Source organism: Pseudomonas californiensis (genome assembly GCF_021147775.1).
GTDB classification, from domain to species: Bacteria; Pseudomonadota; Gammaproteobacteria; order Pseudomonadales; family Pseudomonadaceae; genus Aquipseudomonas; species Aquipseudomonas californiensis.
Genome location: NZ_JAGTPK010000001.1, coordinates 81,892 through 108,715, shown reverse-complemented (window position 1 = coordinate 108,715; position 26,824 = coordinate 81,892). Strand labels below are relative to the sequence as shown.

General features: G+C 58.8%; 26 protein-coding genes. 17 read left to right on the top strand and 9 right to left on the bottom strand.

Features of this window, described 5'->3' with window-relative positions; translation table 11 throughout:
• The first annotated feature begins 23 nt into the window (after positions 1-23).
• Positions 24-929: an acetylglutamate kinase gene (argB, locus tag KDX37_RS00560; RefSeq protein WP_231650637.1), complete on the top strand. Its 906-nt coding sequence runs from the start codon at positions 24-26 to the stop codon at positions 927-929.
• A gap of 116 nt (positions 930-1,045) precedes the next feature.
• Here the strand turns inward: argB and KDX37_RS00555 are convergent, their stop codons facing one another.
• Together KDX37_RS00555 and pyrE are read right to left on the bottom strand one after the other, a co-directional pair.
• Entirely contained in the window at positions 1,046-1,648 is a 603-nt protein-coding gene (locus KDX37_RS00555) for a DUF4124 domain-containing protein (protein WP_231650636.1), read from the bottom strand.
• 57 nt (positions 1,649-1,705) lie between these two features.
• On the bottom strand, positions 1,706-2,347 hold the full coding sequence (gene pyrE, locus KDX37_RS00550) for an orotate phosphoribosyltransferase (RefSeq protein WP_231650634.1): 642 nt from the start codon (positions 2,345-2,347) through the stop codon (positions 1,706-1,708).
• Positions 2,348-2,429: 82 nt separating this feature from the next.
• On the opposite strand from pyrE, the gene KDX37_RS00545 reads away from it, so the two are divergent.
• Positions 2,430-3,209 carry an exodeoxyribonuclease III gene (locus KDX37_RS00545; RefSeq protein ID WP_024687405.1) on the top strand — a complete coding sequence of 260 codons (780 nt, stop codon included), beginning with the start codon at positions 2,430-2,432 and terminating at the stop codon, positions 3,207-3,209.
• Positions 3,210-3,278: 69 nt separating this feature from the next.
• Here KDX37_RS00545 and KDX37_RS00540 read toward each other — a convergent pair whose 3' ends face one another.
• Both KDX37_RS00540 and rph read right to left on the bottom strand, forming a co-directional pair.
• Complete coding sequence (locus tag KDX37_RS00540; RefSeq protein ID WP_231650633.1) at positions 3,279-3,650, bottom strand: DUF4870 domain-containing protein; 372 nt, start codon at positions 3,648-3,650, stop codon at positions 3,279-3,281.
• Between the two features lie 19 nt (positions 3,651-3,669).
• Complete coding sequence (gene rph / locus KDX37_RS00535; protein WP_003313989.1) at positions 3,670-4,392, bottom strand: ribonuclease PH; 723 nt, start codon at positions 4,390-4,392, stop codon at positions 3,670-3,672.
• A gap of 294 nt (positions 4,393-4,686) precedes the next feature.
• Here rph and KDX37_RS00530 point away from each other — a divergent pair, with 294 nt between their 5' ends.
• The 6 genes from KDX37_RS00530 to KDX37_RS00505 all read left to right on the top strand — a co-directional run bounded on the left by KDX37_RS00530 (position 4,687) and on the right by KDX37_RS00505 (position 9,959).
• Positions 4,687-5,550, top strand: coding sequence for a YicC/YloC family endoribonuclease (locus tag KDX37_RS00530; RefSeq protein ID WP_231650631.1), 864 nt, complete (start codon positions 4,687-4,689; stop codon positions 5,548-5,550).
• A 13-nt stretch (positions 5,551-5,563) separates the two neighbouring features.
• Positions 5,564-6,184 (top strand): guanylate kinase, encoded by a 621-nt coding sequence (gene gmk / locus KDX37_RS00525; protein ID WP_231650629.1) that lies wholly within the window; start codon positions 5,564-5,566, stop codon positions 6,182-6,184.
• 147 nt (positions 6,185-6,331) lie between these two features.
• The gene (gene rpoZ, locus KDX37_RS00520; protein WP_004887180.1) at positions 6,332-6,595 is read left to right on the top strand and encodes a DNA-directed RNA polymerase subunit omega; all 264 of its coding nucleotides are present in this window, start codon (positions 6,332-6,334) and stop codon (positions 6,593-6,595) included.
• A gap of 60 nt (positions 6,596-6,655) precedes the next feature.
• Positions 6,656-8,761 carry a bifunctional GTP diphosphokinase/guanosine-3',5'-bis pyrophosphate 3'-pyrophosphohydrolase gene (gene spoT / locus KDX37_RS00515; protein WP_231650628.1) on the top strand — a complete coding sequence of 702 codons (2,106 nt, stop codon included), beginning with the start codon at positions 6,656-6,658 and terminating at the stop codon, positions 8,759-8,761.
• Positions 8,762-8,785: 24 nt separating this feature from the next.
• Positions 8,786-9,166, top strand: coding sequence for a RidA family protein (locus KDX37_RS00510; RefSeq protein WP_231650627.1), 381 nt, complete (start codon positions 8,786-8,788; stop codon positions 9,164-9,166).
• A 55-nt stretch (positions 9,167-9,221) separates the two neighbouring features.
• Positions 9,222-9,959 carry a hypothetical protein gene (locus tag KDX37_RS00505; protein ID WP_231650626.1) on the top strand — a complete coding sequence of 246 codons (738 nt, stop codon included), beginning with the start codon at positions 9,222-9,224 and terminating at the stop codon, positions 9,957-9,959.
• A gap of 76 nt (positions 9,960-10,035) precedes the next feature.
• Here the strand turns inward: KDX37_RS00505 and KDX37_RS00500 are convergent, their stop codons facing one another.
• On the bottom strand, positions 10,036-10,884 hold the full coding sequence (locus KDX37_RS00500; protein WP_231650625.1) for an SDR family oxidoreductase: 849 nt from the start codon (positions 10,882-10,884) through the stop codon (positions 10,036-10,038).
• Between the two features lie 206 nt (positions 10,885-11,090).
• Between KDX37_RS00500 and exbB the strand changes: the two genes are divergently transcribed.
• The 6 genes from exbB (at position 11,091) to KDX37_RS00470 (ending at position 17,807) form a co-directional block, all read left to right on the top strand.
• Positions 11,091-12,044, top strand: a complete 954-nt coding sequence (exbB, locus tag KDX37_RS00495) for a tonB-system energizer ExbB (protein ID WP_231650624.1) — start codon at positions 11,091-11,093, stop codon at positions 12,042-12,044.
• A 3-nt stretch (positions 12,045-12,047) separates the two neighbouring features.
• Positions 12,048-12,473: a TonB system transport protein ExbD gene (gene exbD / locus KDX37_RS00490; protein ID WP_231650623.1), complete on the top strand. Its 426-nt coding sequence runs from the start codon at positions 12,048-12,050 to the stop codon at positions 12,471-12,473.
• Entirely contained in the window at positions 12,470-13,216 is a 747-nt protein-coding gene (locus KDX37_RS00485; protein ID WP_231650622.1) for an energy transducer TonB, read from the top strand. Before exbD ends, KDX37_RS00485 begins: the two co-directional genes overlap by 4 nt.
• Positions 13,217-13,308: 92 nt before the next feature.
• Entirely contained in the window at positions 13,309-14,238 is a 930-nt protein-coding gene (locus tag KDX37_RS00480; RefSeq protein ID WP_231650620.1) for a hydrogen peroxide-inducible genes activator, read from the top strand.
• A 3-nt stretch (positions 14,239-14,241) separates the two neighbouring features.
• Positions 14,242-16,317 (top strand): ATP-dependent DNA helicase RecG, encoded by a 2,076-nt coding sequence (recG, locus tag KDX37_RS00475; protein ID WP_231650618.1) that lies wholly within the window; start codon positions 14,242-14,244, stop codon positions 16,315-16,317.
• An 86-nt stretch (positions 16,318-16,403) separates the two neighbouring features.
• Positions 16,404-17,807, top strand: coding sequence for an aminoacyl-tRNA deacylase and HDOD domain-containing protein (locus tag KDX37_RS00470; protein ID WP_231650617.1), 1,404 nt, complete (start codon positions 16,404-16,406; stop codon positions 17,805-17,807).
• 108 nt (positions 17,808-17,915) lie between these two features.
• On the opposite strand, the gene KDX37_RS00465 is transcribed toward KDX37_RS00470, so the two are convergent.
• Positions 17,916-18,317, bottom strand: coding sequence for a GFA family protein (locus KDX37_RS00465; protein WP_231650616.1), 402 nt, complete (start codon positions 18,315-18,317; stop codon positions 17,916-17,918).
• Between the two features lie 300 nt (positions 18,318-18,617).
• Here KDX37_RS00465 and KDX37_RS00460 point away from each other — a divergent pair, with 300 nt between their 5' ends.
• The gene (locus KDX37_RS00460) at positions 18,618-19,925 is read left to right on the top strand and encodes a CitMHS family transporter (protein WP_231650615.1); all 1,308 of its coding nucleotides are present in this window, start codon (positions 18,618-18,620) and stop codon (positions 19,923-19,925) included.
• Between the two features lie 125 nt (positions 19,926-20,050).
• On the opposite strand, the gene elbB is transcribed toward KDX37_RS00460, so the two are convergent.
• Both elbB and KDX37_RS00450 read right to left on the bottom strand, forming a co-directional pair.
• Positions 20,051-20,719, bottom strand: a complete 669-nt coding sequence (gene elbB / locus KDX37_RS00455; RefSeq protein WP_231650614.1) for an isoprenoid biosynthesis glyoxalase ElbB — start codon at positions 20,717-20,719, stop codon at positions 20,051-20,053.
• Positions 20,720-20,950: 231 nt separating this feature from the next.
• Positions 20,951-21,601, bottom strand: coding sequence for a DedA family protein (locus KDX37_RS00450; RefSeq protein WP_231650613.1), 651 nt, complete (start codon positions 21,599-21,601; stop codon positions 20,951-20,953).
• A 230-nt stretch (positions 21,602-21,831) separates the two neighbouring features.
• On the opposite strand from KDX37_RS00450, the gene hemB reads away from it, so the two are divergent.
• Complete coding sequence (gene hemB, locus KDX37_RS00445) at positions 21,832-22,842, top strand: porphobilinogen synthase (protein WP_231650612.1); 1,011 nt, start codon at positions 21,832-21,834, stop codon at positions 22,840-22,842.
• Between the two features lie 76 nt (positions 22,843-22,918).
• On the top strand, positions 22,919-25,069 hold the full coding sequence (gene ppk1, locus KDX37_RS00440) for a polyphosphate kinase 1 (protein WP_231650998.1): 2,151 nt from the start codon (positions 22,919-22,921) through the stop codon (positions 25,067-25,069).
• On the opposite strand, the gene ppx is transcribed toward ppk1, so the two are convergent.
• Entirely contained in the window at positions 25,056-26,558 is a 1,503-nt protein-coding gene (gene ppx, locus KDX37_RS00435) for an exopolyphosphatase (protein WP_231650611.1), read from the bottom strand. The genes ppk1 and ppx overlap by 14 nt on opposite strands.
• Positions 26,559-26,824 lie beyond the last annotated feature (266 nt).

The window sequence follows — 26,824 nt, the reverse complement described above, 5'->3', positions numbered from 1 at the left end:
TTCCCTTTTGACTGGAGCCATGAATGACCCTCGAACGTGATGCCGCCTCTAATGTAGCCAAGGTTCTTTCCGAAGCGCTGCCTTACATTCGCCGCTTTGTCGGCAAGACGCTGGTTATCAAGTACGGCGGCAACGCCATGGAGAGCGAAGAGCTGAAAACCGGCTTCGCTCGCGACATCGTGTTGATGAAAGCTGTCGGCATCAACCCGGTGGTGGTGCACGGCGGGGGTCCCCAGATCGGTGATCTGCTCAAGCGCCTTTCCATCGAAAGCCACTTTATCGATGGCATGCGCGTCACCGATGCCCAGACCATGGACGTCGTGGAGATGGTTCTGGGTGGCCAGGTCAACAAGGACATCGTCAATCTGATCAACCGTCATGGCGGCAGCGCCATCGGCCTGACCGGCAAGGACGCAGAGCTGATTCGTGCGAAACAGCTCACAGTCACGCGTCAGACGCCGGAAATGACCAAGCCTGAAATCATCGACATCGGCCATGTCGGCGAAGTGGTCGGGATCAACACTGACCTGCTGAACATGTTGGTGAAGGGTGACTTCATCCCGGTCATCGCGCCAATCGGCGTGGGCGCCGACGGTGAGTCTTACAACATCAACGCCGACCTGGTTGCAGGCAAAGTGGCTGAAGCACTCAAGGCTGAAAAGCTGATGCTGCTGACCAATATCGCAGGCCTGATGGACAAGCAGGGTCAGGTACTGACCGGCCTGACCACCGAGCAGGTGAACGGCCTGATTGCCGACGGCACCATCTACGGTGGCATGCTGCCGAAGATCAAATGCGCGCTGGAGGCCGTGCAAGGTGGTGTAACCACCTCGCACATCATCGACGGTCGCGTGCCAAACGCAGTACTGCTGGAAATCTTCACTGACACCGGCGTTGGTACACTGATCAGTAATCGCAAGCGCCACTGATCACGCGCAACAGCTGCGCGTGATGCATAAAGGCCCCACCAGCCAAAGCTCGTGGGGCCTTTTTATGCACTACCGAAAACACCGCAGCAGGACCATCCTGTCTCAGCTGCAGCCGGCTACTGGGCCATCAAACGCTGCACCCTGGCCCGATCAACCGCAAAGCCGGCCTCGGCTTTCGTACGCGCAGCCTGGTAGCCAGCAATGTCGCCCTGAAGCCTCTGCTGCTGATCTTGCAAGTCGCTGAGCTGGTCAATAATCGCCTGGGGCACCGGACGGCCTGCCCGCTCCTGATCCGCAGCCTGGCCCTGCAAGCTGCGCTGTTGCGCCGCAAGACCCTGGATGTTGCCTTGGGCAACGCCAATCAGCGTATCCAGCTCGCCCAGCTTGCGGGCTTTGACACGGTCGACTTCGTCCACGCTGCTGTAAAGGCTCATCAATTGCGCATTGGCAGCCGCCTGTGCCTTGTCGGCTTCGGCCTGACGAACCTGATCCGCAGTCGGCGCAGGAGGTACGACTTGCACCACCCGGCCTCGCGCGTTCAACACCTCATAGCCCTTGGCAACGTATTCGGGCGGCACGCCCTGGCGATCCAGCACGGTCACGCCGCGGTTGTCGATATAGCGATAAAGCTGCATTTGCGGTACGTCGGCGGCCTGAACAGCAAAAGGCAACAATGCCTCCAGCGACAGACACAGCCCCAGAAGGCTTAGCGCACGCATGAGCGTCTGCGCATTGCAGGATGTGCAACCAGCGACGCACCACGCAGCGTGCCCACTTTAAATGCCGTATTGAGCGCGATAAGCCTCGACCGCAGGCAGATGCTGTTTAAGCTGAGGATCGTCAGCAAGAAACTCCAGCACTTGATTGAGCGACACGATGCTGACTACCGGAATCCCGAAATCGCGCTCGACTTCCTGGATCGCCGACAGCTCACCATTGCCGCGCTCCTGGCGATTGAGCGCAATCAGCACGCCCGCAGCCGTCGCACTCTGGTCCTTGATGATCTGCATGACTTCGCGAATCGCGGTGCCCGCGGTGATCACGTCGTCGATGATCAGCACATTGCCGGTCAAGGGCGCGCCCACCAGGCTGCCACCTTCGCCATGCGCCTTGGCTTCCTTGCGATTGAAGCACCAAGGCAGATCCAGGTCATGATGCTCGGCCAATGCCACGGCAGTCGCGGCTGCCAAAGGGATACCCTTGTAAGCGGGGCCGAACAGAACATCGAAGGAAATACCGCTCTCGACGACTGCAGCCGCGTAGAAACGGCCCAGCTGCGCCAAAGCCGAACCACTGTTGAACAGCCCGGCATTGAAGAAGTACGGGCTGGTGCGCCCGGACTTGAGCGTGAACTCACCGAAGCGCAGTACACCGCGGTCGATGGCAAAACGGATGAAATCGCGTTGATACGCTTGCATGAAAAAAGCCCCGAATACCACGGATTTAGCTAATTAGGTAGAGCTCGGGTATCATACACGCACGTGATTTTTGGGGCCATTTATGCGGATCATCAGTGTGAACGTGAATGGCATTCAGGCTGCGGTCGAGCGTGGGTTGCTCAGCTGGCTGCAAGCTCAGAATGCCGACGTCATCTGCTTACAGGACACCCGCGCCTCCACCTTTGAACTGGATGATCCAGCCTTTCAGCTGGATGGCTACTTCCTCTATGCCTGCGAAGCTGAAGTACCCGCCCAGGGTGGCGTGGCGCTTTATTCGCGGTTGCAGCCGAAGGCGGTAATCAGCGGCCTCGGCTTCGAGACAGCCGACCGCTACGGGCGTTACCTGCAAGCAGATTTCGACAAAGTCAGTATTGCCACCCTGCTTTTCCCTTCCGGGATGAACGGGGATGAAGACTTGAATCAAAAATTCAAGCTCATGGACGATTTCGGCAAATACATGGACAAGCAACGCCGCAAGCGTCGCGAGTACATCTATTGCGGATCGCTCTACGTGGCACAACAGAAGCTCGACATCAAGAACTGGCGTGACAGCCAGCAGTCCCCAGGCTTCCTCGCACCCGAGCGCGCCTGGATGGACGAGATCGTCGGCACCATGGGTTACGTCGATGCCCTGCGTGAAGTGAGCCGTGAAGGTGATCAGTACAGCTGGTGGCCGGACAGCGAACAGGCCGAGATGCTGAATCTGGGCTGGCGCTTCGATTATCAGATCCTGACGCCAGGCCTGCGCCGCTTCGTGCGTAGCGCCCGCTTGCCGCGCCAGCCGCGCTTCTCGCAACACGCGCCATTGATCGTGGACTACGACTGGACCCTGACTATCTGATAGTCATGCACCCAGCGCACACGAAAAAGCCGACTTCATGTCGGCTTTTTGCGTTGCCCGGGCGTTGCCTTACTTCAGCAGACGCCAGGTGAACGGATACCGATAATCCAGTCCGTCGTTGGCTTTTACGCCGGCGATGATGGTCAGCACCAAAGCACCGATACCCACCAGCATCAACAGCGCGAAGCCGATGACAACCACCATCAACAGCATGCTGACGGTGGCGGCGATCGCGACCGTAATCTGAAAATTCAGCGCTTCCTTGCCTTGCGAGTCAATAAAGGGATCGGCTTCTTTCTTCATCTGCCAGAGAATCAACGGCCCCAGCAGGTTGCCGAAAGGGAAGATAAGCCCGAAGAATGCAGACAAGTGACAGAACATCGCCCATTGCCGAGCGCTTTGAGCCGGTTTGTTCAACGGTTGCTGAAGATCATCACTCATCGTCCTTCCCCCTGAAGTATCAGTCGGCCAATGCGGCGCGCTGCAATTCGAACAGCTCAGTCATACCCTTCTGAGCCAACGCCAGCATCGCATTCAATTCTTCCGGCTGGAAGGGTGCGCCTTCAGCAGTGCCCTGGACTTCGATGAAACCGCCTGCGCTGGTCATCACCACGTTCAGGTCAGTCTCGGCGGCCGAGTCCTCCAGGTAGTCCAGATCAAGCACAGGCTCGCCTTGATACATGCCGACAGAAACCGCAGCAATCATCTGCTTGAGCGGGTCGCCACCTTTCAGGCCGCCACGTTTCTTGATCACTTTCAACGCATCCGCCAGCGCCACCATCGCACCCGTGATAGAAGCCGTACGCGTGCCGCCGTCAGCCTGGATAACATCGCAGTCGACATACAGCGTAACGTCGCCCAGCTTGGACATGTCCAGTGCGGCGCGTAGCGAACGGCCGATCAGGCGCTGGATCTCCAGCGTGCGACCACCCTGCTTGCCACGGCTGGCTTCACGCTGGTTACGCTCGCCAGTCGCGCGCGGCAGCATGCCGTACTCGGCGGTCAGCCAACCCTGGCCCTGGCCTTTCAGAAAACGGGGGACGCCGTTTTCGACGCTGACGGTGCAAATGACTTTCGTGTCACCGAACTCGACCAGCACAGAACCCTCGGCGTGTTTGGTGTAGTTGCGGGTGATGCGGATCGAGCGGAGCTGATCGGCGGCGCGACCACTTGGACGTTTCATCTGGGATACCTGTACTGAGACGGAAAACTGCCGGACATTATAGAGGCCATAGCCCAAGCTGGGCATCTCTAAAACTCATATGCACCGCCCCAACCTACTGCAACGGCTCTGGGCCGGGGCTTTACGACCTAGCACGCTCGAGCCAACGGTGCCTTGCATCGTTTGTCACATTGACGCATTGGGTGCCCGCGCTGCACTGCGCTACAATCCTGCGCCTTTGCAGCCAGTCGGCTTTCACGAGATCCATGACAGTCACCCGGCCGCGTTCATGGACTGAATCAAGAGGTACTCCCCATGGTGCACAGCATGACTGCCTTTGCCCGAGTCGAACGGGCTGGAGCTCAGGGCACACTGAGCTGGGAACTGCGTTCGGTCAATCACCGCTATCTTGAGCCGCACCTGCGTCTGCCGGAATCTTTCCGCGACCTGGAAGGCTCCATCCGCGAAGCACTGCGCCAGGGTCTTTCACGCGGAAAGGTCGAGTGCACGCTGCGCTTTGTCGAAGAAACCGCAGGCAAGCCTCTGCAGGTAGACCGCGAGCGTGCGGGCCAACTGATCGCGGCTGCCGAGTCGGTGGCCAGCCTGATCAAGCAACCGGCGCCGCTCAACCCGCTTGAAGTGCTCGCCTGGCCGGGCGTGCTGGTCGCTGACGCCAGCGACCCGCAGGTACTGAACACCGAGGCACTGACGCTGTTCAACGCGGCACTGGTCGAACTCAAGAACGGCCGAGGCCGCGAAGGCGCAGACCTGGCGAGACTTCTCGACGAACGGTTGACGTCCATTGATGAAGAAGTCGCCACGCTACGCACTCTGGTGCCACAGATGCTCGCCACGCAGCGTCAGAAAGTGCTGGATCGCTTCGCCGACATGAAGGCCGAGCTTGATCCGCAGCGCCTCGAACAGGAAATGGTACTGCTGGCCCAGAAAAGCGACGTCGCCGAGGAGCTGGACCGTTTGAGCACGCACGTCACGGAAGTACGCCGCGTTCTCAAGACCGGTGGCCAGGCTGGCCGTCGTCTGGACTTTCTGATGCAAGAACTGAATCGCGAAGCAAACACATTGGGCTCCAAAGCCTTCGACCCACGCAGCACACAGGCTGCCGTCAACTTGAAAGTGTTGATCGAGCAGATGCGTGAACAAGTGCAGAATATTGAGTAAGGCTGAACCTGACATGACCCACAGCACCGGCACCCTGTACATCATTTCCGCACCCTCCGGCGCAGGCAAGACCAGCCTGGTCAAAGCCCTGATCGATGCACAGCCGCAGATTCGCGTCTCTGTCTCGCACACTACTCGTGCCATGCGGCCCGGCGAAGTGGATGGCGTGAACTACAACTTCGTCGATCGTGCCGAGTTCGTGCGCATGATCGAACACGGCGACTTTCTCGAGCAGGCTGAAGTATTCGGCAACCTGTACGGCACGTCGCAAAGCCATCTGCAGCAAACGCTGGATGAAGGCCACGACCTGATTCTGGAAATCGACTGGCAAGGCGCCCAGCAGGTTCGCGAACAAATGCCGCACGCGCGCTCGATCTTCATCCTGCCGCCCAACCAGCAGGCATTGCGCCAGCGCCTGACCAATCGTGGCCAGGACAGTGACGAGATTATCGAGAACCGCATGCGCGAAGCGGTGAGCGAAATGAGTCACTACGTCGAATACGAATACATTCTGGTCAACGACGATTTCGCCAGCGCCCTTGAGGATCTCAAGGCGATTTTCCGCGCCAACCGACTGACCCAACAGCATCAGCAGGAACAATACAGCGAGCTTTTTCAAGAGTTGCTGGCTTGATTCAGCCATTTCAAAGCGGCACGCTGCACGTTAAAAGCATACCGTCGGTGGCTTGATGCTTGATGCATGTGGCTGTCCGCTTGTAAACTATCGAGTCCGCTCGCCCATCCGGGCATCGCGCATACGCATTTGCTACGAGGAATACCCATGGCCCGCGTGACCGTTGAAGACTGCCTAGAACACGTCGATAACCGCTTCGAGCTGGTCATGCTCGCTACCAAGCGCTCGCGTCAGCTCGCCACTGGCGGCAAAGAACCGAAGCTGGCATGGGAAAACGACAAGCCTACCGTTGTTGCCCTGCGTGAAATCGCAGCTGGCCTGATGGATTACGCTGTTATCGCAGAAGCCGAAATTGTCGAAGACGAACCTTTGTTCGCGGCGTTCGAGGACGAGTCCAACGAGGCCGTCTAAGCCTATGCCGGGTCGACGTAGTACGGCGCAGGTCAAAAGCCATTGGCAGGGAGTATCACCTTGCCAAGCATAGACGCCCTCGCCGAAAGACTGTCTGCCTATCTCGGCAAGGAACAGGTCAACCTGGTCCGCCGGGCGTATTTCTACGCCGAACAAGCGCACGACGGCCAACGCCGTCGCAGCGGTGAAGCTTACGTAACGCACCCACTCGCGGTTGCGAACATCCTCGCTGACATGCACATGGACCATCAAAGCCTGATGGCCGCGATGCTGCATGACGTCATCGAAGACACCGGTATTGCCAAAGAAGCGCTCAGCGCGCAATTTGGCGAAACCGTCGCGGAACTGGTCGACGGGGTCAGCAAACTGACCCAGATGAATTTCGAGACCAAGGCCGAAGCCCAGGCTGAGAACTTCCAGAAGATGGCCATGGCCATGGCACGTGATATTCGCGTGATCCTGGTCAAGCTCGCCGACCGCCTGCACAACATGCGTACGCTGGAAGTCCTGTCCGGCGAGAAACGCCGCAGAATTGCCAAGGAAACCCTCGAAATCTACGCCCCCATTGCCAATCGTCTTGGCATGCACAGTGTGCGTATCGAGTTCGAGGACCTGGGTTTCAAGGCGATGTACCCGATGCGTTCGTCGCGGATCAATCAGGCCGTCAAACGCGCCCGAGGCAACCGCAAGGAACTGGTCAACAAGATCGAGGAGTCGCTGAGTCATTGTCTGGCCGTCGATGGCATCGAAGGCGACGTCAGCGGGCGGCAGAAACACCTTTACGGCATCTACAAGAAGATGCGCGGCAAGCGCCGCGCCTTCAACGAGATCATGGACGTCTACGCGTTCCGCATCATCGTGGACAAGGTCGATACCTGTTACCGCGTGCTGGGCGCTGTGCATAACTTGTACAAACCGTTGCCGGGCCGCTTCAAGGATTACATCGCAATCCCCAAGGCCAACGGCTATCAGTCGCTGCACACCACATTGTTCGGCATGCATGGCGTGCCCATCGAAATCCAGATCCGCACGCGTGAAATGGAAGAGATGGCCAACAACGGGATTGCCGCGCACTGGCTCTACAAATCCAGCGATGACGAACAGCCGAAAGGTACTCATGCGCGGGCGCGCCAATGGGTCAAGGGCGTGCTGGAAATGCAGCAGCGTGCCGGCAACTCGCTGGAATTCATCGAAAGCGTCAAGATCGACCTGTTCCCGGACGAGGTCTACGTCTTTACGCCCAAAGGCCGGATCATGGAGCTGCCCAAAGGCTCCACGGCGGTGGACTTCGCCTACGCGGTGCACACCGACGTTGGCAACAGCTGCATCGCTTGCCGGATCAACCGCCGTCTGGCACCGCTTTCGGAGCCGCTGCAAAGTGGTTCGACCGTCGAAATTGTCAGCGCCCCCGGCGCACGCCCGAACCCGGCATGGCTGAACTTCGTTGTCACCGGCAAGGCACGTACGCACATTCGTCACGCTCTCAAGCTGCAACGTCGATCCGAATCCATCAGTCTGGGCGAACGCCTGCTGAACAAGGTGCTTAACGGCTTTGAAAGCAGTCTGGACAAGATTTCTGCCGAGCGCATTCAACTGGCCCTGAACGAATACAGGGCCGAAGTGCTGGAAGACCTGCTCGAAGACATCGGCCTGGGCAATCGCATGGCCTATGTGGTTGCGCGCCGCCTGCTGGGCGAAGGCGATCAACTGCCAAGCCCCGAAGGTCCGCTGGCCATTCGCGGCACCGAAGGTCTGGTACTCAGCTACGCCAAGTGTTGCACACCGATCCCGGGCGACCCGATTGTCGGCCACCTGTCCGCAGGCAAGGGCATGGTTGTGCACCTGGATAACTGCCGCAACATCAGCGAAATTCGCCACAATCCGGAAAAATGCATTCAGTTGTCCTGGGCCAAGGACGTCACAGGCGAATTCAATGTCGAGCTGCGTGTCGAACTGGAGCATCAGCGCGGCCTGATCGCCTTGCTGGCCAGCAGCGTGAATGCTGCCGATGGCAATATCGAAAAAATCAGTATGGATGAACGCGATGGTCGCATCAGCGTGGTCCAACTGGTGGTCAGCGTGCACGACCGCGTGCATCTGGCCCGCGTCATCAAAAAACTGCGCGCCTTGACCGGGGTCACTCGAATCACTCGCATGCGTGCGTAGGCAACCAACCTTCAGGAGTTCTTCATGACCAAGACTGTCATCACCAGCGATAAAGCCCCTGCGGCCATTGGCCCCTATTCCCAGGCCATCAAAGCTGGCAACACTGTCTACATGTCCGGGCAGATTCCGTTGAATCCAGCCACCATGGAACTGGTCGAAGGCATCGAGGCTCAGATCACTCAGGTGTTCGAGAACCTCAAGTCAGTGGCCGAAGCTGCAGGCGGCTCCTTCAAGGATATCGTCAAGCTGAACATCTTCCTGACTGATCTGGGCCATTTCGCCAAGGTCAACGAGATCATGGGCACCTACTTCGCCCAGCCTTACCCTGCGCGTGCTGCCATTGGCGTTGCTGCATTGCCACGCGGCGCCCAGGTCGAGATGGACGCGATCCTCGTCATCGAATAAATCCCCCGACGGAGCGTGTCGTGCGCTCCGTTCTCCCTGAAGGAAGGAATCTGTTATGCGCTCCGCGCTCGCCATTTCGCTGATCGCCTTAATACTGGGCGGCTGCGCCAGCCACGCCGACCGCAACCCGGACGGCACCTGGATCAACCAGACCGCTATCAACGCCGCGGTCAAACAAGGCAACCTGCGTCAGGCTCTGCTCGCCAATGGTCCGAACCTGGAATGGCAGATCAATTCGAAAGCCAACCAGGCCGTGTACTCGAACGGCTTCGAGCTGGGTGAAGGCAAAATTGTCAGCGCCGCCGAAGGCAAACTGCACGTCGATTTCTACGGCAATTTCTTTGAAGACCTGAGCGTCAAAGGTGACGAGCTTGTTCAGTCCGCCAGCGAGTCAGGCCCTGAGCAGCATTTCGAAAAACCGGAGAACCCGGCCGCCGAAGGCGCACAGCCAGGTACAAGCTTCGAAAAAGCACTCTATAGCGCCTATATGGGCGGCAAATGGACCATCGTCGAAGGTGACGGCCAGGGCAGCACCGTGCAGTTCATGCCTGACGGTAGCGTGCAGGGTCTCCCGGAAAACGATCGTTACGCGCTTTGCCTTGCAGGCGACTGCGCGGCCATGAGCGGCGAATACGACAGCATGTGGCTGGAGAAGGCCGAGCAGGGCAATCCATGGATCTTTGCCCGTAAAGGCAAGCAGCTCGAAATCTTCCAGGCAGTGAACAACGCCGGGACTGATCAGATGCCAGAGCTACGTCCAGGCCCACGCCGTTGGTTGCTGCAACAGCAATAAGCGGTTACGGTCAACCGTTGGCAGCGTCCGCTCTCCGGAGCGTCTGCTGCCAACATGCCCCGTCCTTACTCGGTCTTTAACCGAGCAACGCCGCGTAACCAGCCCGGTAATCCGGATACATCGGTGCCCAGCCCAACGCACGCGCTCTGGCATTTCTGCATCGCTTGCTGCCCACGCGCTGCACGCTGACCTCATCAGACCATTCGGTCACGCCCAGATACTCTCGAATCCACGCCACCACGTCTGCCAGCGCGGCAGGATCGTCGTCGACGCCCAGATAACAACTCTCAAGTGCCACACCTCGAGAATCTGCCTCAAGCAGATGCGCCAGCAGGCTCGCAGCATCGTCGGCATGAATGCGGTTGGCATACACCGGCGGGTCGATACGGACGCTGTGCCCTTGACGCACCCGATTGGAAAGATCGCTGCGGCCAGGGCCGTAAATGCCCGTCAGGCGCACTGCCGTGGCAGGCAGACCGCTGTTCAGCGCCAGTTGCTCGGCTTCAAGCATTACCGTGCCCGAGAAACCCACAGGCTCGGTAGCAGACGTTTCATCGACCCATTCCCCGTTCTGCTGGCCGTAAACGCCGCTGCTGGAGACAAAAAGCACTCTTCTGGGCTGTTGACCTGATTGCTCCAGCCAACCCAGTACATGACGCAAGCCTTCTACGTAAGCCATCCGGTAGCCCGCTTCATCGCGTTGGGAGGGCGTTGCGCAATAGACCAGATAATCGACCTGGCCGGCAGGCCAACTGGCGGGCTTCTGTGCATCGAACAGATCAGCCTGAATGCCGATCACGCCCTGAGGCAATTCACTAACCGTGCGCCGTAGCCCATGGACCACCCAGTCATGAGTCAGCAAACGGGTGGCGAGTCGAGAGCCTATGTCGCCGCAGCCAGCGATAAGGACAGAAGGAGCGGTCATGGTTATCTCCATATAGCGGCGGTCTGACACCGTCAAAGTCATCGAAAAGATCAGGCGCTCAGACCAAAAATGTAAAAAAGTTACTGTATTACTTTTGTTAACAAGAATGATTTGCAATAATGGCTGCCCATTTGTCCACCATGAACGTCGAACGCAGTGCACGGCGACCGGGACATCACCCCTTTTTTCTTTCAGGCCAGGCCAGCATGACACGTATTCAATCAATCGCTTCGCCCACCAAGCCATTCAGCCTGCCCCGCGCATGGCGCGGTATCGCTGCCCTCGTCCTGAGCCTGATGTTCGTACCCGTTGCGCTCGCCGACCAATCGGCACCAACGACACCGCCTGCCGCGTCTGCGCCTGCTGCCAACCAGACGGCTGCGCCTCAGCAACCTCAGGCCGGCGCACCGGTTGAAGCGCTGGAGCCCGCAGTTGAAGACAACAGCCTGGGCATGGCCCATGACCTATCGCCATGGGGCATGTATCAGAACGCCGACGTGGTAGTTAAGGCGGTCATGATCGGGCTGGCCATTGCCTCGATCATCACGTGGACCATCTGGATTGCCAAGGGTTTCGAGTTGCTGGGCGCCAAGCGTCGTCTGCGTGTCGAAATCGCCAACCTGAAGAAAGCCCGCACCCTCGCTGAGGCGGGCGAAACCGCTGCGAAAGAAGGTACGCTGGCAAACCTGCTGGTTCACGACGCGATGGAAGAAATGCGCCTGTCGACCAACAGCCGTGAACGCGAAGGCATCAAGGAACGTGTCAGCTTCCGTCTGGAGCGACTCGTCGCCGCCTGCGGCCGTAACATGAGCTCCGGCACCGGCGTACTGGCGACCATTGGTTCGACGGCCCCGTTCGTGGGCTTGTTCGGTACCGTCTGGGGCATCATGAACAGCTTCATCGGTATCGCCAAAACCCAGACCACCAACCTGGCCGTCGTTGCACCCGGCATCGCCGAAGCCTTGCTGGCAACAGCGCTGGGTCTGGTTGCAGCGATTCCTGCGGTGGTCATCTATAACGTCTTCGCTCGCTCCATCGCCGGTTACAAGGCACAGGTAGCGGACGCGTCGGCCCAGGTGCTGCTGCTGGTCAGCCGCGATCTGGACCATCAGCCAGTCGTCGACCGCACTCAGTCGCCGCACATGGTCAAGGTGGGCTGAACCTTGGGCATGCATCTGAAAGAAGGCGACGACGATCTCGCCGAAAACCACGAAATCAATGTGACGCCATTCATCGACGTCATGCTGGTCCTGCTGATCATCTTCATGGTTGCCGCGCCGCTGGCCACGGTGGACATCAAGGTAGACCTGCCTGCGTCCACAGCAACCCCGCAACCGCGGCCCGAAAAGCCGATCTTTCTGAGCGTCAAGACCGACAAAAGCCTGTACCTGGGTGAAGAGAAAGTTGCGCGTGAGCAGATCGGCCAGGTGCTGGATGCCCGTACCAAAGGCAAGAAAGACACCACGATTTTCTTCCAGGCCGACAAGGGCGTGGACTACGGCGATCTGATGGAAGTCATGAACACGCTTCGGGGCGCTGGTTACCTGAAAGTCGGTCTGGTAGGCCTTGAGACGGTTGGTAAGAAATGATCAATACGCGCCAAAAACTGACGCGCTATAGCGGTAGTCTGTTGTTGGTGCTGGCCGTGCACGCTGTTGCGATCATCATCGCCCTTCGATGGCCTGCCTCTCAAGCTATCGAACTGCCTCCGGCAGCCATGATGGTCGAGCTCGCGCCTTTGCCCGAGCCCGCGCCGCCACCTCCGCCACAGGTCGTTCAACCGCCTCAGCCGCCCGCTCCGGAAGAACAGGTACCCGTGCCCGACGTTGTAGAGGCACCGAAGCCTGAGATCGTCGTGCCTAAAAAAGTGGAAAAGCCCAAGCCAAAACCGCAGCCGCCAAAGCCGCAGAAGAAGCCTGAGCCGCCACAGGAAAAGCCTGCCGAAGAAAAGCCGGTGGACACACCACCAACGACGGCCAAGCCAGAAAAATCAGCAGCACCAGCGCCAGCGGCACCACCTTCACCACCGAGCACGGCATTGCCGACCTGGCAGGGTGATTTGCTGAGGCACTTGAGCAAGTACAAGAAATACCCCGAGGATGCCCGTCGCAGAGGCATGCAAGGCGTCGCGCGCTTGCGCTTTGTCGTAGACAAGGAAGGCAACGTCCTGTCTTACGCAATCGCCAGCAGTTCAGGCAGCCCGGCACTGGATCGAGCGACGATGGAAATGATCCGTCGTGCTCAACCATTGCCAAAGCCGCCAGACGAAATCCTCAACAACGGCTCCATTGAAATCCTCGCACCGTTCGTTTATTCGCTGGATAAACGCTGAATCGCACTTTTGTTACTCTTGAGTGCTTCTGATAACGTGCGTCTATCGATTGCACCCGCTATGCTGGGTTCGCAACTTCATGGACGCACGTTATGACCCTTACAGAATTGCGCTACATCGTTACGCTTGCCCAGGAACAGCACTTCGGCCATGCCGCTGAACGCTGTCACGTCAGTCAGCCTACGCTGTCGGTGGGTGTCAAAAAACTTGAAGACGAACTGGGTGTGCTGATTTTCGAGCGCAGCAAGAGTGCCGTTCGCCTGACGCCCGTGGGTGAGGGTATTGTTGCCCAGGCCCAGAAGGTGCTCGAGCAGGCTCAGGGTATCCGTGAGTTGGCCCAGGCGGGTAAAAACCAGCTGACGGCGCCGCTCAAGGTCGGTGCGATTTATACAGTTGGCCCGTACCTGTTCCCTCATCTGATTCCACAGCTGCATCGCGTCGCACCGCAGATGCCTTTGTACATCGAAGAAAACTTCACCCACGTCCTGCGCGACAAGCTGCGCAATGGCGAGCTGGACGCGATCATCATCGCACTGCCGTTCAATGAAGCCGATGTACTGACCATGCCGCTCTACGACGAACCGTTCTCGGTCCTGATGCCTGCCGGCCATCCATGGACTCAGAAAGCGACCATTGATGCTTCGGCGCTCAACGACAAAAGCCTGCTGTTGCTCGGTGAAGGCCATTGTTTCAGGGATCAGGTTCTTGAAGCGTGCCCTACGCTGACCAAGGGCAGTGAAGGTGCGAAGCATACGACCGTGGAATCCAGCTCGCTGGAGACCATTCGCCACATGGTCGCCTCGGGTCTGGGCATTTCGATCCTGCCGCTGTCGGCGGTCGACAGCCATCACTACGCCCCTGGTGTCATCGAAGTGCGTCCACTCACGCCGCCTGTGCCGTTCCGCACAGTCGCCATTGCATGGCGTGCGAGCTTCCCTCGGCCCAAGGCTATCGAGATTCTGGCTGACTCCGCGCGCCTGTGTTCGGTGGCTCGCCCCAAAACAGAAGCGGCCCAGGCATAAGTAATGAGCGAGCTTTCCAAAGTCTCGGTCACAGCGCTCAAGGGCGTCGGCGAGGCCATGGCAGAAAAGCTGGCCAAGGTCGGTCTGGAAAACCTTCAGGATGTGCTGTTCCACCTGCCTTTGCGCTATCAGGACCGGACTCGCATCGTGCCTATCGGCGCACTGCGACCCGGCCAGGATGCGGTCATCGAAGGCGTCGTCAGCGGCGCTGATGTAGTAATGGGCAAACGCCGCAGCCTGCTGGTCAGGCTGGGGGATGGTACCGGCGTCGTCAGCCTGCGCTTCTACCACTTCAGCAACGCCCAGAAAGAAGGCATGAAGCGCGGCACGCATCTGCGCTGCTTTGGTGAAGCACGCCCAGGCGCGTCCGGCCTGGAAATCTATCACCCGGAATACCGCGCGATCACGGGCGACGAGCCAGTCCCCGTCGAACAGACGCTTACCCCGATTTACCCCACGACCGAAGGCCTGACCCAACAGCGTCTGCGTCAACTCTGCCAGCAAAGCCTTGCCATGCTCGGCCCCAAGAGCTTGCCGGACTGGCTACCTGAAGAACTCGCCCGTGATTACCAACTGGCGCCGCTCGACGATGCGATTCGCTACCTGCATCACCCACCAGCCGATGCCGACGTAGATGAGCTGGCGCTCGGTCACCACTGGGCTCAGCACCGGCTGGCGTTCGAAGAACTGTTGACGCACCAGCTCTCTCAGCAGCGACTGCGTGAAAGCCTGCGCTCGCAACGCGCCCCGGCCTTGCCACTGGCGAAGAAGTTGCCCAAACAGTTTCTGGCCAACCTGGGCTTCCCCCCGACCGGTGCCCAACAGCGTGTCGGTAACGAGGTCGCCTATGATCTAAGCCAGCCCGAACCCATGCTGCGCCTGATTCAGGGCGATGTCGGTGCCGGCAAGACGGTGGTTGCCGCCCTCGCTGCGTTGCAGGCACTGGAAGCGGGCTATCAGGTGGCCTTGATGGCACCAACCGAGATTCTTGCCGAGCAGCACTACATCAATTTTCAGCGCTGGCTCGAGCCGCTCGGAATTGGCGTCGCCTGGCTTGCAGGCAAGCTCAAGGGCAAGGCACGCGTGACCTCACTTGAACAGATCGCCACCGGCACGCCCATGGTCGTCGGCACCCACGCATTGTTTCAGGATGAGGTGAAGTTCAAGAACCTCGCGCTGGTGATCATCGATGAACAACACCGGTTTGGCGTTCAGCAACGCCTGGCCCTGCGCAAGAAAGGCGTTGGCGGGTTGATGTGCCCGCATCAGTTGATCATGACCGCTACGCCCATTCCACGCACCCTGGCCATGAGTGCGTACGCGGATCTGGACACCTCGATTCTCGACGAACTGCCTCCCGGTCGAACTCCAGTCAATACCGTGCTGGTGGCCGACAGCCGACGCATCGAAGTCATCGAACGCGTACGCGCCGCCTGTGCGGAAGGTCGTCAGGCGTACTGGGTCTGCACGCTGATCGAAGAGTCGGAGGAGCTGACCTGCAAGGCCGCCGAAACGTCGTATGAGGAGCTGACCAGCGCGTTGGGCGAAGTGCGTGTAGGGCTGATCCACGGGCGCATGAAGCCTGCCGAGAAAGCCGCGATCATGGCCGAGTTCAAGCAGGGTGCGCTGCAATTGCTGGTGGCAACCACCGTCATTGAAGTCGGCGTGGACGTACCGAACTCCAGCCTCATGATCATCGAGAACCCCGAGCGACTCGGACTGGCTCAGCTTCACCAGCTGCGCGGACGTGTCGGACGCGGCAGCGCTGCCAGTCATTGCGTGCTGCTTTATCATCCGCCGCTTTCACAGATCGGTCGTCAGCGGCTGGGCATCATGCGTGAAACCAATGACGGTTTTGTCATCGCCGAAAAGGATCTGGAGCTGCGCGGTCCAGGCGAAATGCTGGGAACCCGACAAACGGGCCTGCTGCAATTCAAGGTCGCCGATCTGATGCGTGATGCCGATTTGCTACCTGCGGTTCGGGACGCAGCCCAGGCGCTGCTTGAGCGCTGGCCTCAGCATGTCAGTCCGCTGCTGGAACGCTGGCTGCGGCACGGCCAACAGTACGGCCAGGTGTGATGCAGGCAACGCTTTGGAGTCGCACGCGACCCAAATTCGCATAAGGTGGTTATACTTCTGCGATTGTAGGAATTTGGACATAGACCATGACAGAAGTTGCTCACGTCAATGATTCGCACCAAGCCCCTTCCGTAATCCGGCAGTTGCTTGAAAAATTGGCCATCAGCTACACCGAAGTCATGGAGGACAAACACCTTCAACCCTCCAGGAAGGTCCAGGCGGTTCTGGTCGAGGACGCTGTTGGCGCCCTTCTGATTCTGTTTCCCCAGAGCCAGCTGCTGGATCTCAATCGGATCACGGAACTGACCGGGCGTAAATTGACCGCTGTGCCTCATCAGCGGCTGACGCGCATGCTCAGCAAGCACAACCTTCAAGAGTTGCCCGGGCTTCCGGTTCTGACCAGTTCGCCTTGCCTTTACGATGACCGTCTGCTGCAGGAGCCCGTCCTTCTGGTGGGTTCAGGCGAACCGGGTCTGCTGCTGGAAATCAGCAGCAACGATTTCAAGAGCATGCTCAGCAAAGCCAGTGCGGCTCATTTTGGCCAGCCGGTCGATGAGATTCATCCCAACCTGGATCGCCCTGCCGACGACCGCACCGAAATCACCAAGGCTGTGCAGGCATTCACTGCACGCCGCATTCAGCAGCGCCTGGAAGCGACTCTGGAAATCCCCCCGCTGGCAGGCACCGCACAAAAAATCATCAAGTTGCGCGTCGACCCTGACGCAACCACTGACGACATCACGGGCGTCGTGGAAACCGACCCCGCACTGGCGGCTCAGGTTGTGAGTTGGGCAGCTTCGCCGTATTACGCTTCGACCGGCAAGATTCGCTCGGTGGAAGACGCGATCGTTCGGGTACTGGGTTTCGATCTGGTGATCAATCTGGCACTGGGCCTGGCACTGGGCAAGACCCTGAGCCTGCCCAAGGATCAACCTCAGCAGACCACGCCGTACTGGCAACAATCTATTTACACGGCGGCGGTCATCGAAGGACTGACCCGTGCGATTCCGCGAGCACAGCGTCCTGAAGGCGGCCTGACCTATCTGGCAGGTCTGCTGCACAACTTCGGCTATCTGCTGCTGGCTCATGTGTTTCCACCGCATTTCACGCTGATCTGCCGCCAACTGGAAGTCAATCCGCACTTGCACCACAGCTTTATCGAGCATCATCTGCTGGGCATCAGCCGTGAGCAGATCGGTGGTTGGCTGATGCGTTACTGGGACATGCCGGAAGAGCTTTCCACCGCATTGCGCTTCCAGCACGACCCGCATTACGCAGGCGAGCACTACAAGTACGCCAATCTGGTGTATCTGGCTGTGCGACTGCTGCGCAACAACGGCATCGGCTCAGGCCCTGAGCAGGAAATTCCCGATGAGCTGTTCAAACGTCTGGACTTGCCGCGTGAAAAAGCAGAAGAGACGGTGAAAAAGGTTCTGGAAGCCGAAATGCTGCTGCGTGAGCTGGCATCGCAGTTCAGCACCAACAAGTAACATCCCACACAACTCCCGCTGGCTGACGACAGTTCACAGCGGGAGCAGGTCGAGCGGCGTCCTGTTCGCTCGCGCCTGTGCCTGAGCAACCCGCCCATATTTCAAGCCCTACGACTCTTCGCCTTCGCGACCCGGCAGTTGCTCGTCCAGATGCAACCAGGGCAGGCGGTTTTCTATCCAGATATGACGTGACGGTGCCGCCAGCTCAGCGTGGTCAAGCGTTGCGATGGTGACGTCCATGTACTGCGGGCTGTTGCGCGTGAACAGCACCATGTGGGCGCCGCAGTTCGAACAGAAGTAACGCACACAGGTCGGCCCTGAGTCGTACGCGGTCGGACTGCCCGCCATCCACTGAAACGATGCCACGGGCACGCTTATCCAGGTCATGACAGTTCCACCGGACGTACGACGACAGATCGTGCAGTGACAATGGGCAATGTCGTGCAACGGCGCATCGAACTGATAACGCAGGCTGCCGCAGTGGCAGCCACCGGTGTGAAGCTGGCTCATGAGGTTTCTCCCGTTTGCATGTCGATAGCACCTTTGACAATAAATTCAAGCAAACACTGAATGAAAGGTCGGTGAAAGCTTGTGCTATTAGCATCGCCTCACTTCCGGCACAAAGACCGGCTAGCCAGGGTGTTCACTCCGCGTGATCGCCCGGCCCAATTAACAACAATAATGGTGATTCCGATGCTTGCTGATTTCCCGATGTACACCCTCCTTGCGCCCAACCTCCACGTACCGCTCCTGCTGAGCTGATTCGCTCACTTCCTCGTTCTGTAGCCGTATTACGTCTGGAGTATCCCTATGCTGACTTTCCTTGGCTTTGCCATGGTCATTGCGTTCATGTACCTGATCATGAGCAAGCGCATGACCGCGCTGATCGCCCTGATTCTGGTCCCAATCATTTTCGCTCTGTTTGGTGGCTTTGCCGCGCAGATAGGCCCGATGATGCTCGCAGGCATCACCAAGCTGGCGCCTACCGGCGTCATGCTGATGTTCGCCATTCTCTACTTTGCCCTGATGATCGACTCCGGCCTGTTCGACCCGGCCGTGCGCAAGATCCTGAAGATGGTGAAGGGCGACCCGATGCGCATTTCGGTCGGTACCGCAGTACTTGCGCTGGTGGTTTCGCTGGACGGTGACGGTGCAACCACTTACATGATCTGCGTGGCCGCGATGCTGCCACTGTACAGCCGCGTCGGCATGAGCCCGCGGATCATGGCAGGCCTGATCATTCTGGCAGGCGGCGTGATGAACATGACCCCATGGGGCGGACCTACTGCTCGTGCCGCCAGTGCCTTGCACGTTGATGCGTCGGACATTTTCGTCCCGATGATTCCGGCGATGCTGGCGGGCGTTGTCGCGATTCTGGCGATTGCCTACTTTTACGGCAAACGCGAACGTGCTCGCCTGGGTGAGCTGCACCTGCAGGGTGATGAAGTCGATCACAGCGAAATCAGCGTTTCACAGTTCCCGGATGCACGTCGCCCTAAACTGATCTGGTTCAACGGCGGCCTGACCCTGGTATTGATGGTTGCACTGATCATGGGCCTGCTGCCTCTGCCTGTGCTGTTCATGATCGCCTTCAGTATCGCGATGATCATCAACTACCCGAACCTGCAGGATCAGAAAGATCGTGTTTCGGCCCACGCCGGTAGTGTATTGGCAGTGGTCGGCCTGATCTTCGCAGCAGGCATCTTCACTGGCATTCTGACCGGCACCGGCATGGTCGATGCCATGTCGAAAAGCCTGTTGGCCGTGATCCCGGACGCACTGGGCCCTTACCTGGCGGTCATCACCGCTCTGGTGAGCATGCCGTTTACCTTCTTCATGTCCAACGATGCGTTCTACTACGGCGTATTGCCGGTGCTGTCAGAAGCAGCTGCCCACTACGGCATCACGCCAGTGGAAATGGCACGCGCTTCGATCGTCGGTCAGCCCGTGCACTTGCTCAGCCCGTTGGTGCCTTCAACCTACCTGCTGGTGGCTCTGGCCGGTATCGAGTTTGGTGATCATCAGCGCTTCACGCTGAAATGGGCGATCCTGGTGTGCATGTGCATTCTGGTCGCTGCACTGCTGATGGGGATCTTCCCGCTGTATAGCAGCATGTAACTCCGCAAAGCCAAAAAAGCTCGCCGTCGACGGAAACGTTGACGGCGAGCTTTTTTCGTTCAGGGCAGCAGGGGCAAAAGCCGACCGCTTATAACGAGCCGCCTCAGAACAGCTCAGAGGCCTTCTCAGGCATCCTGCTCATGCGTCAGCTCCAGCACCCGGTCAACCAGCTTGTTGATGCCTGATGCGGCCTCACCGATGCTTTTAGCGACCATGTATGCCGGCGTGCTGACCAGCTTCCTCGCGCTGTCTTCCACAATGTCATCCACATTGCAGTCTTCGTGGATCCCGCACATTTTTGTGATGGTTGCCGCCGTCTCCGCATCGTTGCCAATCGTACAGGTCACGCCAGGGCCGTAGATTTTCGCCGCCAGCGCCGGAGTGATACAGATAAGACCCACCGGCTTGCCCGCTTCGGCAAACGCCTCAGCCAACGCCAGCAGACCGGCCTCCACTCTGCATTCAGCGCCTTGCAGCGCAAGATCGGAAAGGTTTTTCGCCGAGCCGAAGCCGCCCGGAATGATCAGCGCATCAAACTCTTCGACACTCGCCTCGCGTATGTCCTTCACCTCGCCACGGGCGATACGTGCCGACTCGATCAGCACATTGCGCTTCTCGGGCATTTCTTCGCCGGTCAGGTGATTGACGACATGATGCTGATCAATGTCCGGCGCAAAACACTGGACCTGTGCACCGCGCTGATCCAGACGCAGCAGAGTCAGGACGCTTTCGTGGATTTCGGCACCATCGTAGACACCGCAGCCTGACAGGATCACCGCCACTTTCTTTTGCATAACCTCGACTCCTTGACTTGAGCGACCCTGGGTCGAGCCGCGTTTTCTCATGACGCGTCTACCAATGGATCGCATTGTCCGCCGTCTGTTCAGTATCAGTCGAGTCGAGGCGTCAATCAGGGCGGGCAGGAAGGGCAGGGACACAAGACATCAAGAGGGCAGGCCACGACAGTGCGCGGCCACCGAGCGAGGCCGTAGGCCTGCGCTCGGGGGTATTGCTCGACGCTGCAATCAGTCGTCGGTTTTTTTCGTCAGGTCGACAGGGACCTCAGCAGGCGTGTCGAGATCCGACGCTGCCGCCGAACCGCAGTAACGCTTTTCTTCGCGTGCGATGCGGGCATTCTTGATGCGCCGACGCAGCCAGAGGCCCAGACCCAGCAGCACCAGTGCGCCCAGCACCCAAAGCTCGTATTTTTTGACGTTGCCCAGCAAACCTTCGAGAACGGCGCCAAAGTGGTAAGCCGCCGAACCCAACGCTGCTGCCCAGACCGCAGCACCAATGCCGTTGAGCAACAGATAGCGCCCAGGTGGGTAGCCAGACAGACCGATGGCCACCGGCATGACCGTTCGCAGGCCATAGACAAAACGAAAACTCAGCACCCAGATGTCCGGGTGCTTGCGCACCAGTCTGAGCGCCTTGTCACCCATGAGCTGCCAGCGGGGCTTGCGTGCAAGCAGTTTGCGGCCGTGTTTGCGCCCCATGAAATACCACAACTGATCGCCCGCGTAACTTCCGCAGAAGGCCACCATAATCACGATATTAAGGTCCATGTATCCACGGAACGCCAGGAATCCGGCAAGAACCAAAATGGTCTCGCCTTCAAAGAAGGTGCCTAGGAAGAGGGCAAAGTAGCCGAATTCATTCAAGAAATTCTGGAGCATTGTCTGGATGCTGGCGAAATGAACGCGCAGCCTAACTCGCCCAAGGCAAGGATGAAAGTGTCGATATGTGTCTCGACGTTAAAGATTCTTGCAACCACAATGACCGATCCTTACAGGTCGCATGGCTGCGGCCTGCAGTCGCAGGTCGAACCATGACTGTCACACATTGGTCATAATGACGGCTTATAACTGTCGCGCTTGCCCGCGTATGCGGGCTCAGGAGTCTCGCCGTGAGCTTTACCCCCGCTAACCGCCTGTTTCCTCTCACTCGTCTGCGTCGCAATCGCCGCGACGAATTTTCTCGTCGTCTGGTACGTGAAAACGTAGTCACCGTCGATGATCTGATTCTTCCCGTATTCGTGCTCGATGGTGAAAACCGTCGTGAAACCATCGCCTCGATGCCTGGCGTCGAGCGTCTGACCATTGATTTGCTGCTCAAGGAAGCCGAGAGCTGGGTCGCACTGGGTATTCCGGCGCTGGCGCTGTTCCCGGTCACGCCGCCCGAGAAGAAAACCCTCGATGGCGCCGAAGCCTGGAACCCTGAAGGTATTGCCCAGCGTGCAACCCGTGCGTTGCGTGACCGCTTCCCGGAACTGGGCGTCATCACTGATGTGGCGCTGGATCCGTTCACGACCCATGGTCAGGACGGCATCCTTGATGAAGAAGGCTACGTACAGAACGACATAACGGTCGATGCGCTGGTCAAGCAGGCGCTGTCGCATGCCGACGCCGGTGCTCAGGTCGTCGCCCCGTCCGACATGATGGACGGTCGCATTCAGGCCATCCGTGAAGCACTGGAACTGGCAGGGCATGTCAATGTGCGCATCATGGCCTACTCGGCCAAGTACGCCAGCGCTTATTACGGTCCGTTCCGCGATGCGGTAGGTTCTTCACTCAATCTGGGCAAGGCCAACAAGGCCTCCTATCAGATGGACCCGGGCAACAGCAACGAAGCGCTGCATGAAGTGGCTGCCGATCTTGCTGAAGGCGCGGACATGGTCATGGTCAAGCCCGGCATGCCTTATCTGGACATCCTTCATCGGGTCAAGGATGAGTTCAAGGTGCCGACTTTTGTTTATCAGGTCAGCGGCGAGTACGCGATGCACATGGCCGCGATCCAGAATGGCTGGCTGAGTGAAGGGGTGATCCTTGAATCCCTCACCGCCTTCAAACGCGCAGGTGCTGACGGCATTCTGACTTACTTTGCCGTACGCGCTGCCCAACTGCTGAAAGGGCAATAGCCTCACAGGATCATTCATGAATACCGAAGGAATCATCGAAGCCGCTGTTGAAGTCGATGTTCAGGAGGCAACGCCCATGGTTGAGCCCGAGATCGAAGTCATACCGGCCGTCGAGGCACCTGTTGCCGCGGTGCCCGCTATCGTCGTTCCCAACCTGGACGACAGCAGCCTGTACATCCACCGTGAACTGTCTCAACTGCAGTTCAACATACGGGTACTGGAGCAGGCGCTCGATGAGTCCTATCCGCTGCTGGAGCGGCTGAAGTTCCTGCTGATTTTCTCCAGCAACCTGGATGAGTTCTTCGAGATTCGCGTGGCGGGTCTCAAGAAGCAGATCACCTTTGCCCGTGAACAGGCGGGTGCCGATGGCTTGCAGCCTCACCAGGCATTGGCCCGGATCAGCGAGCTGGTCCACGGTCATGTGGATCGTCAGTACGCGATCCTCAACGATATTCTGCTGCCTGAACTTGAAAAGCATCAGGTGCGCTTCATCCGCCGCCGTCACTGGACCACCAAACTCAAAACCTGGGTGCGTCGCTACTTCCGTGACGAGATCGCACCGATCATCACCCCGATCGGCCTGGACCCGACGCATCCGTTCCCGCTTTTGGTCAACAAGAGCCTGAACTTCATCGTCGAGCTTGAAGGTATTGATGCGTTCGGCCGTGACTCGGGCCTGGCGATCATTCCTGCGCCACGTCTGCTGCCACGCATCATCAAGGTGCCGGAAGATGTCTGCGGGCCGGGCGACAATTTCGTGTTCCTGTCATCCATGATCCATGCCCACGCCGACGACCTGTTCCAGGGCATGAAGGTCAAGGGCTGCTATCAATTCCGCCTGACCCGTAACGCCGACCTGGCGCTGGACTCTGAAGACGTGGAAGACCTTGCACGCGCGCTGCGCGGCGAGCTGTTCTCGCGTCGTTACGGCGATGCCGTACGCCTGGAAGTGGCAGACACATGTCCCAAGCATTTGTCTGACTACCTGCTCAAGCAATTCAACCTGAACGAGTCCGAGTTGTATCAGGTCAACGGCCCGGTCAACCTGACGCGCCTGTTCAGCATCACTGGGCTCGACAGCCATCCGGAACTGCAATACCTGCCGTTCACTCCGGCAATCCCCAAGCTGTTGCAGAACAGCGAGAACATCTTCAGCGTGGTCAGCAAGCAGGACATCCTCTTGCTGCACCCATTCGAATCTTTCACGCCGGTGGTCGATCTGCTGCGCCAGGCGGCAAAAGACCCGCACGTGCTGGCGGTGCGTCAGACGCTGTACCGCAGCGGCGCGAACTCGGAAATCGTCGACGCCCTTGTCGATGCCGCGCGCAACGGCAAGGAAGTAACCGCAGTCATTGAATTGCGTGCCCGCTTCGACGAAGAGTCCAACCTGCAACTGGCCAGTCGCTTGCAGGCAGCGGGCGCGGTCGTCATCTACGGTGTCGTCGGCTTCAAGACGCACGCCAAGATGATGCTGATCCTGCGCCGGGAAGCCGGTGAAATCGTGCGTTACGCGCATTTGGGCACCGGCAACTACCACGCAGGCAACGCCCGTCTGTATACCGACTACAGCCTGCTGACCTCTGACGATGCGTTATGCGAAGACGTCGGCAAACTGTTCAGCCAGTTGATCGGCATGGGCAAGACGCTGCGTATGAAGAAACTGCTGCACGCGCCGTTCACCCTGAAAAAAGGCATGCTCGACATGATTGCCCGTGAGACGCAATTTGCGCTCGACGGCAAGCCTGCGCACATCATCGCCAAGTTCAACTCGCTGACAGACCCGAAAATCATTCGGGCGCTGTACAAGGCCAGCCAGTCTGGCGTGCGTATCGATCTGGTAGTGCGCGGCATGTGCTGCTTGCGTCCGGGCATCGCCGGTGTCTCGCACAACATTCATGTGCGCTCGATCATCGGCCGCTTCCTGGAGCACACGCGGGTGTTCTACTTCCTCAACGGCGGCGACGAGCAGATGTTCCTGTCCAGCGCCGACTGGATGGAGCGCAACCTCGACAAGCGTGTCGAGACCTGCTTCCCGGTGGAAGGCAAGAAACTGATCCTGCGTGTGAAAAAGGAGCTGGAGAGCTACCTGACCGACAACACCCACAGCTGGCTGCTGCAGTCAGACGGGCGTTACGTGCGCAGCACGCCGACCGGCAACCAGAACGCTCGAAGCGCCCAGGCGACTCTGCTCGAGCGCCTGAGCAACCCGGTCCTCAGCGTACGCTGAAGACGATGCCGACTCGGGTCAGCCACTCCGCTTCAAGCGCGAAGTCGGCCTGAGTCAGCTGGTTGTTTTCCAGCCAGCCGTCCGGGAACTCTGCATCCAGGTTCGGACCGTCGGCACGCAACACCACGCGCGGCATCTCTTGGGTACCGCGGATGTGGTGGAACAGAATCGCAAAGCGCAGCAGCACGCACAGGCGAATCAGCTTGATGCCTTCATCGCCGAACTCGGCAAACTTGTCCTTGGGAATGTTACGGCGATGACCGCGCACCAGCAGCGCGAGCATTTGCTGGTCTTCGCGTGAAAAACCCGCCAGGTCGGAGTGTTCGATCAAGTAGGCGCCGTGCTTGTGGTAGTGATAGTGGGCAATATCCAGCCCGACTTCATGCACCTTGGCGGCCCAACTCAGCAGTTCGGCGTAACTCTCGTGCTGCAGTTCCCAGCTGACGGCGACCTGTTCCAGCGCATGCAGCGCCTTGCTTTCGACGCGAGCTGCCTGTTCCAGATCAACGTGATAGCGGTCCATCAGCGAGCTGAGCGTACGCTCACGCACATCTTCATGATGATGACGACCCATGAGGTCATACAGCACGCCCTCACGCAGAGCGCCTTCACAATGGTCCATACGTTTCAGGTCAAGCGCGTCGAAAATCGCTTCCAGAATGGCCAGACCGGCCGGGAAAATCGCCCGACGATCAGGCTTGATGCCGTCAAAATCGATCTTCTCGACGTCGCCCAGCTTGAACAGTTTGCGCTTGAGCCACGCCAGCCCTTCGGCGTTTACCTCACCGGCCCCGTAGCCGTTGGCCTTGAGTGCCAGGCCAATGGCGCGAATGGTGCCGGACGAGCCGATCGCTTCATCCCACTTCAGACGATGCAGCGCATGCTCGATACTCATGATCTCGAGACGCGCGGCGGTATAAGCCTGCGCATAACGTGCTGGTGTGACCTTGCCGTCGCGGAAATAGCGCTGGGTAAAGCTGACGCACCCCATCTGCAAGCTTTCGCGCAGCAGCGGCTCGAAGCGCTGACCGATGATGAATTCGGTACTACCGCCGCCGATGTCGGCAACCAGGCGCTTGCCTGGAGTATCGGCCAGCGTATGGGAAACGCCGAGATAGATCAGACGGGCTTCTTCACGGCCCGAGATGACTTCCACCGGATGGCCGAGGATTTCTTCGGCACGGTGAATGAAATCGTTGCGGTTGCGCGCTTCGCGCAATGCATTGGTACCCACGATACGGACCGCGCCAAGCGGCAGGCCGTTGATCAGTTGGGCAAAGCGCTTGAGGCAGTCAAGCCCGCGCTGCATGGATTCTTCGGTGAGTTGGCGCTCTTCATTGATGCCGGCGGCCAGCTGTACCTTCTCGCCCAGGCGCTCAAGAATGCGAATTTCGCCCTGATTGGCTTTTGCCACGACCATATGGAAGCTGTTGGAGCCCAGGTCGATAGCGGCGATCAGTGAAAGATTCTTGGGTTTTGATTGCGGCATGGTCAGGAAATCCCGTTCGATAACCGCGCCATCGTGCCACGAACCATGCCCGCCGCCAACGCGAAGCTGTCCGGGCGGGTCAAATACCCCAAGTTCTGGAACACACTCCGCAAGAACAGCGGCATTAAGGCGTCCACAGGACCCGGTACAGCACCGAACGGCATGGAATGATGCCCAAACGCCATGAATAGAAGCCTGAATTGCTACTCAAGGGCAATGAAGTACACCTGCCAGAGATGCGTCGCCTGACCCTCAGCCTTCGCGAG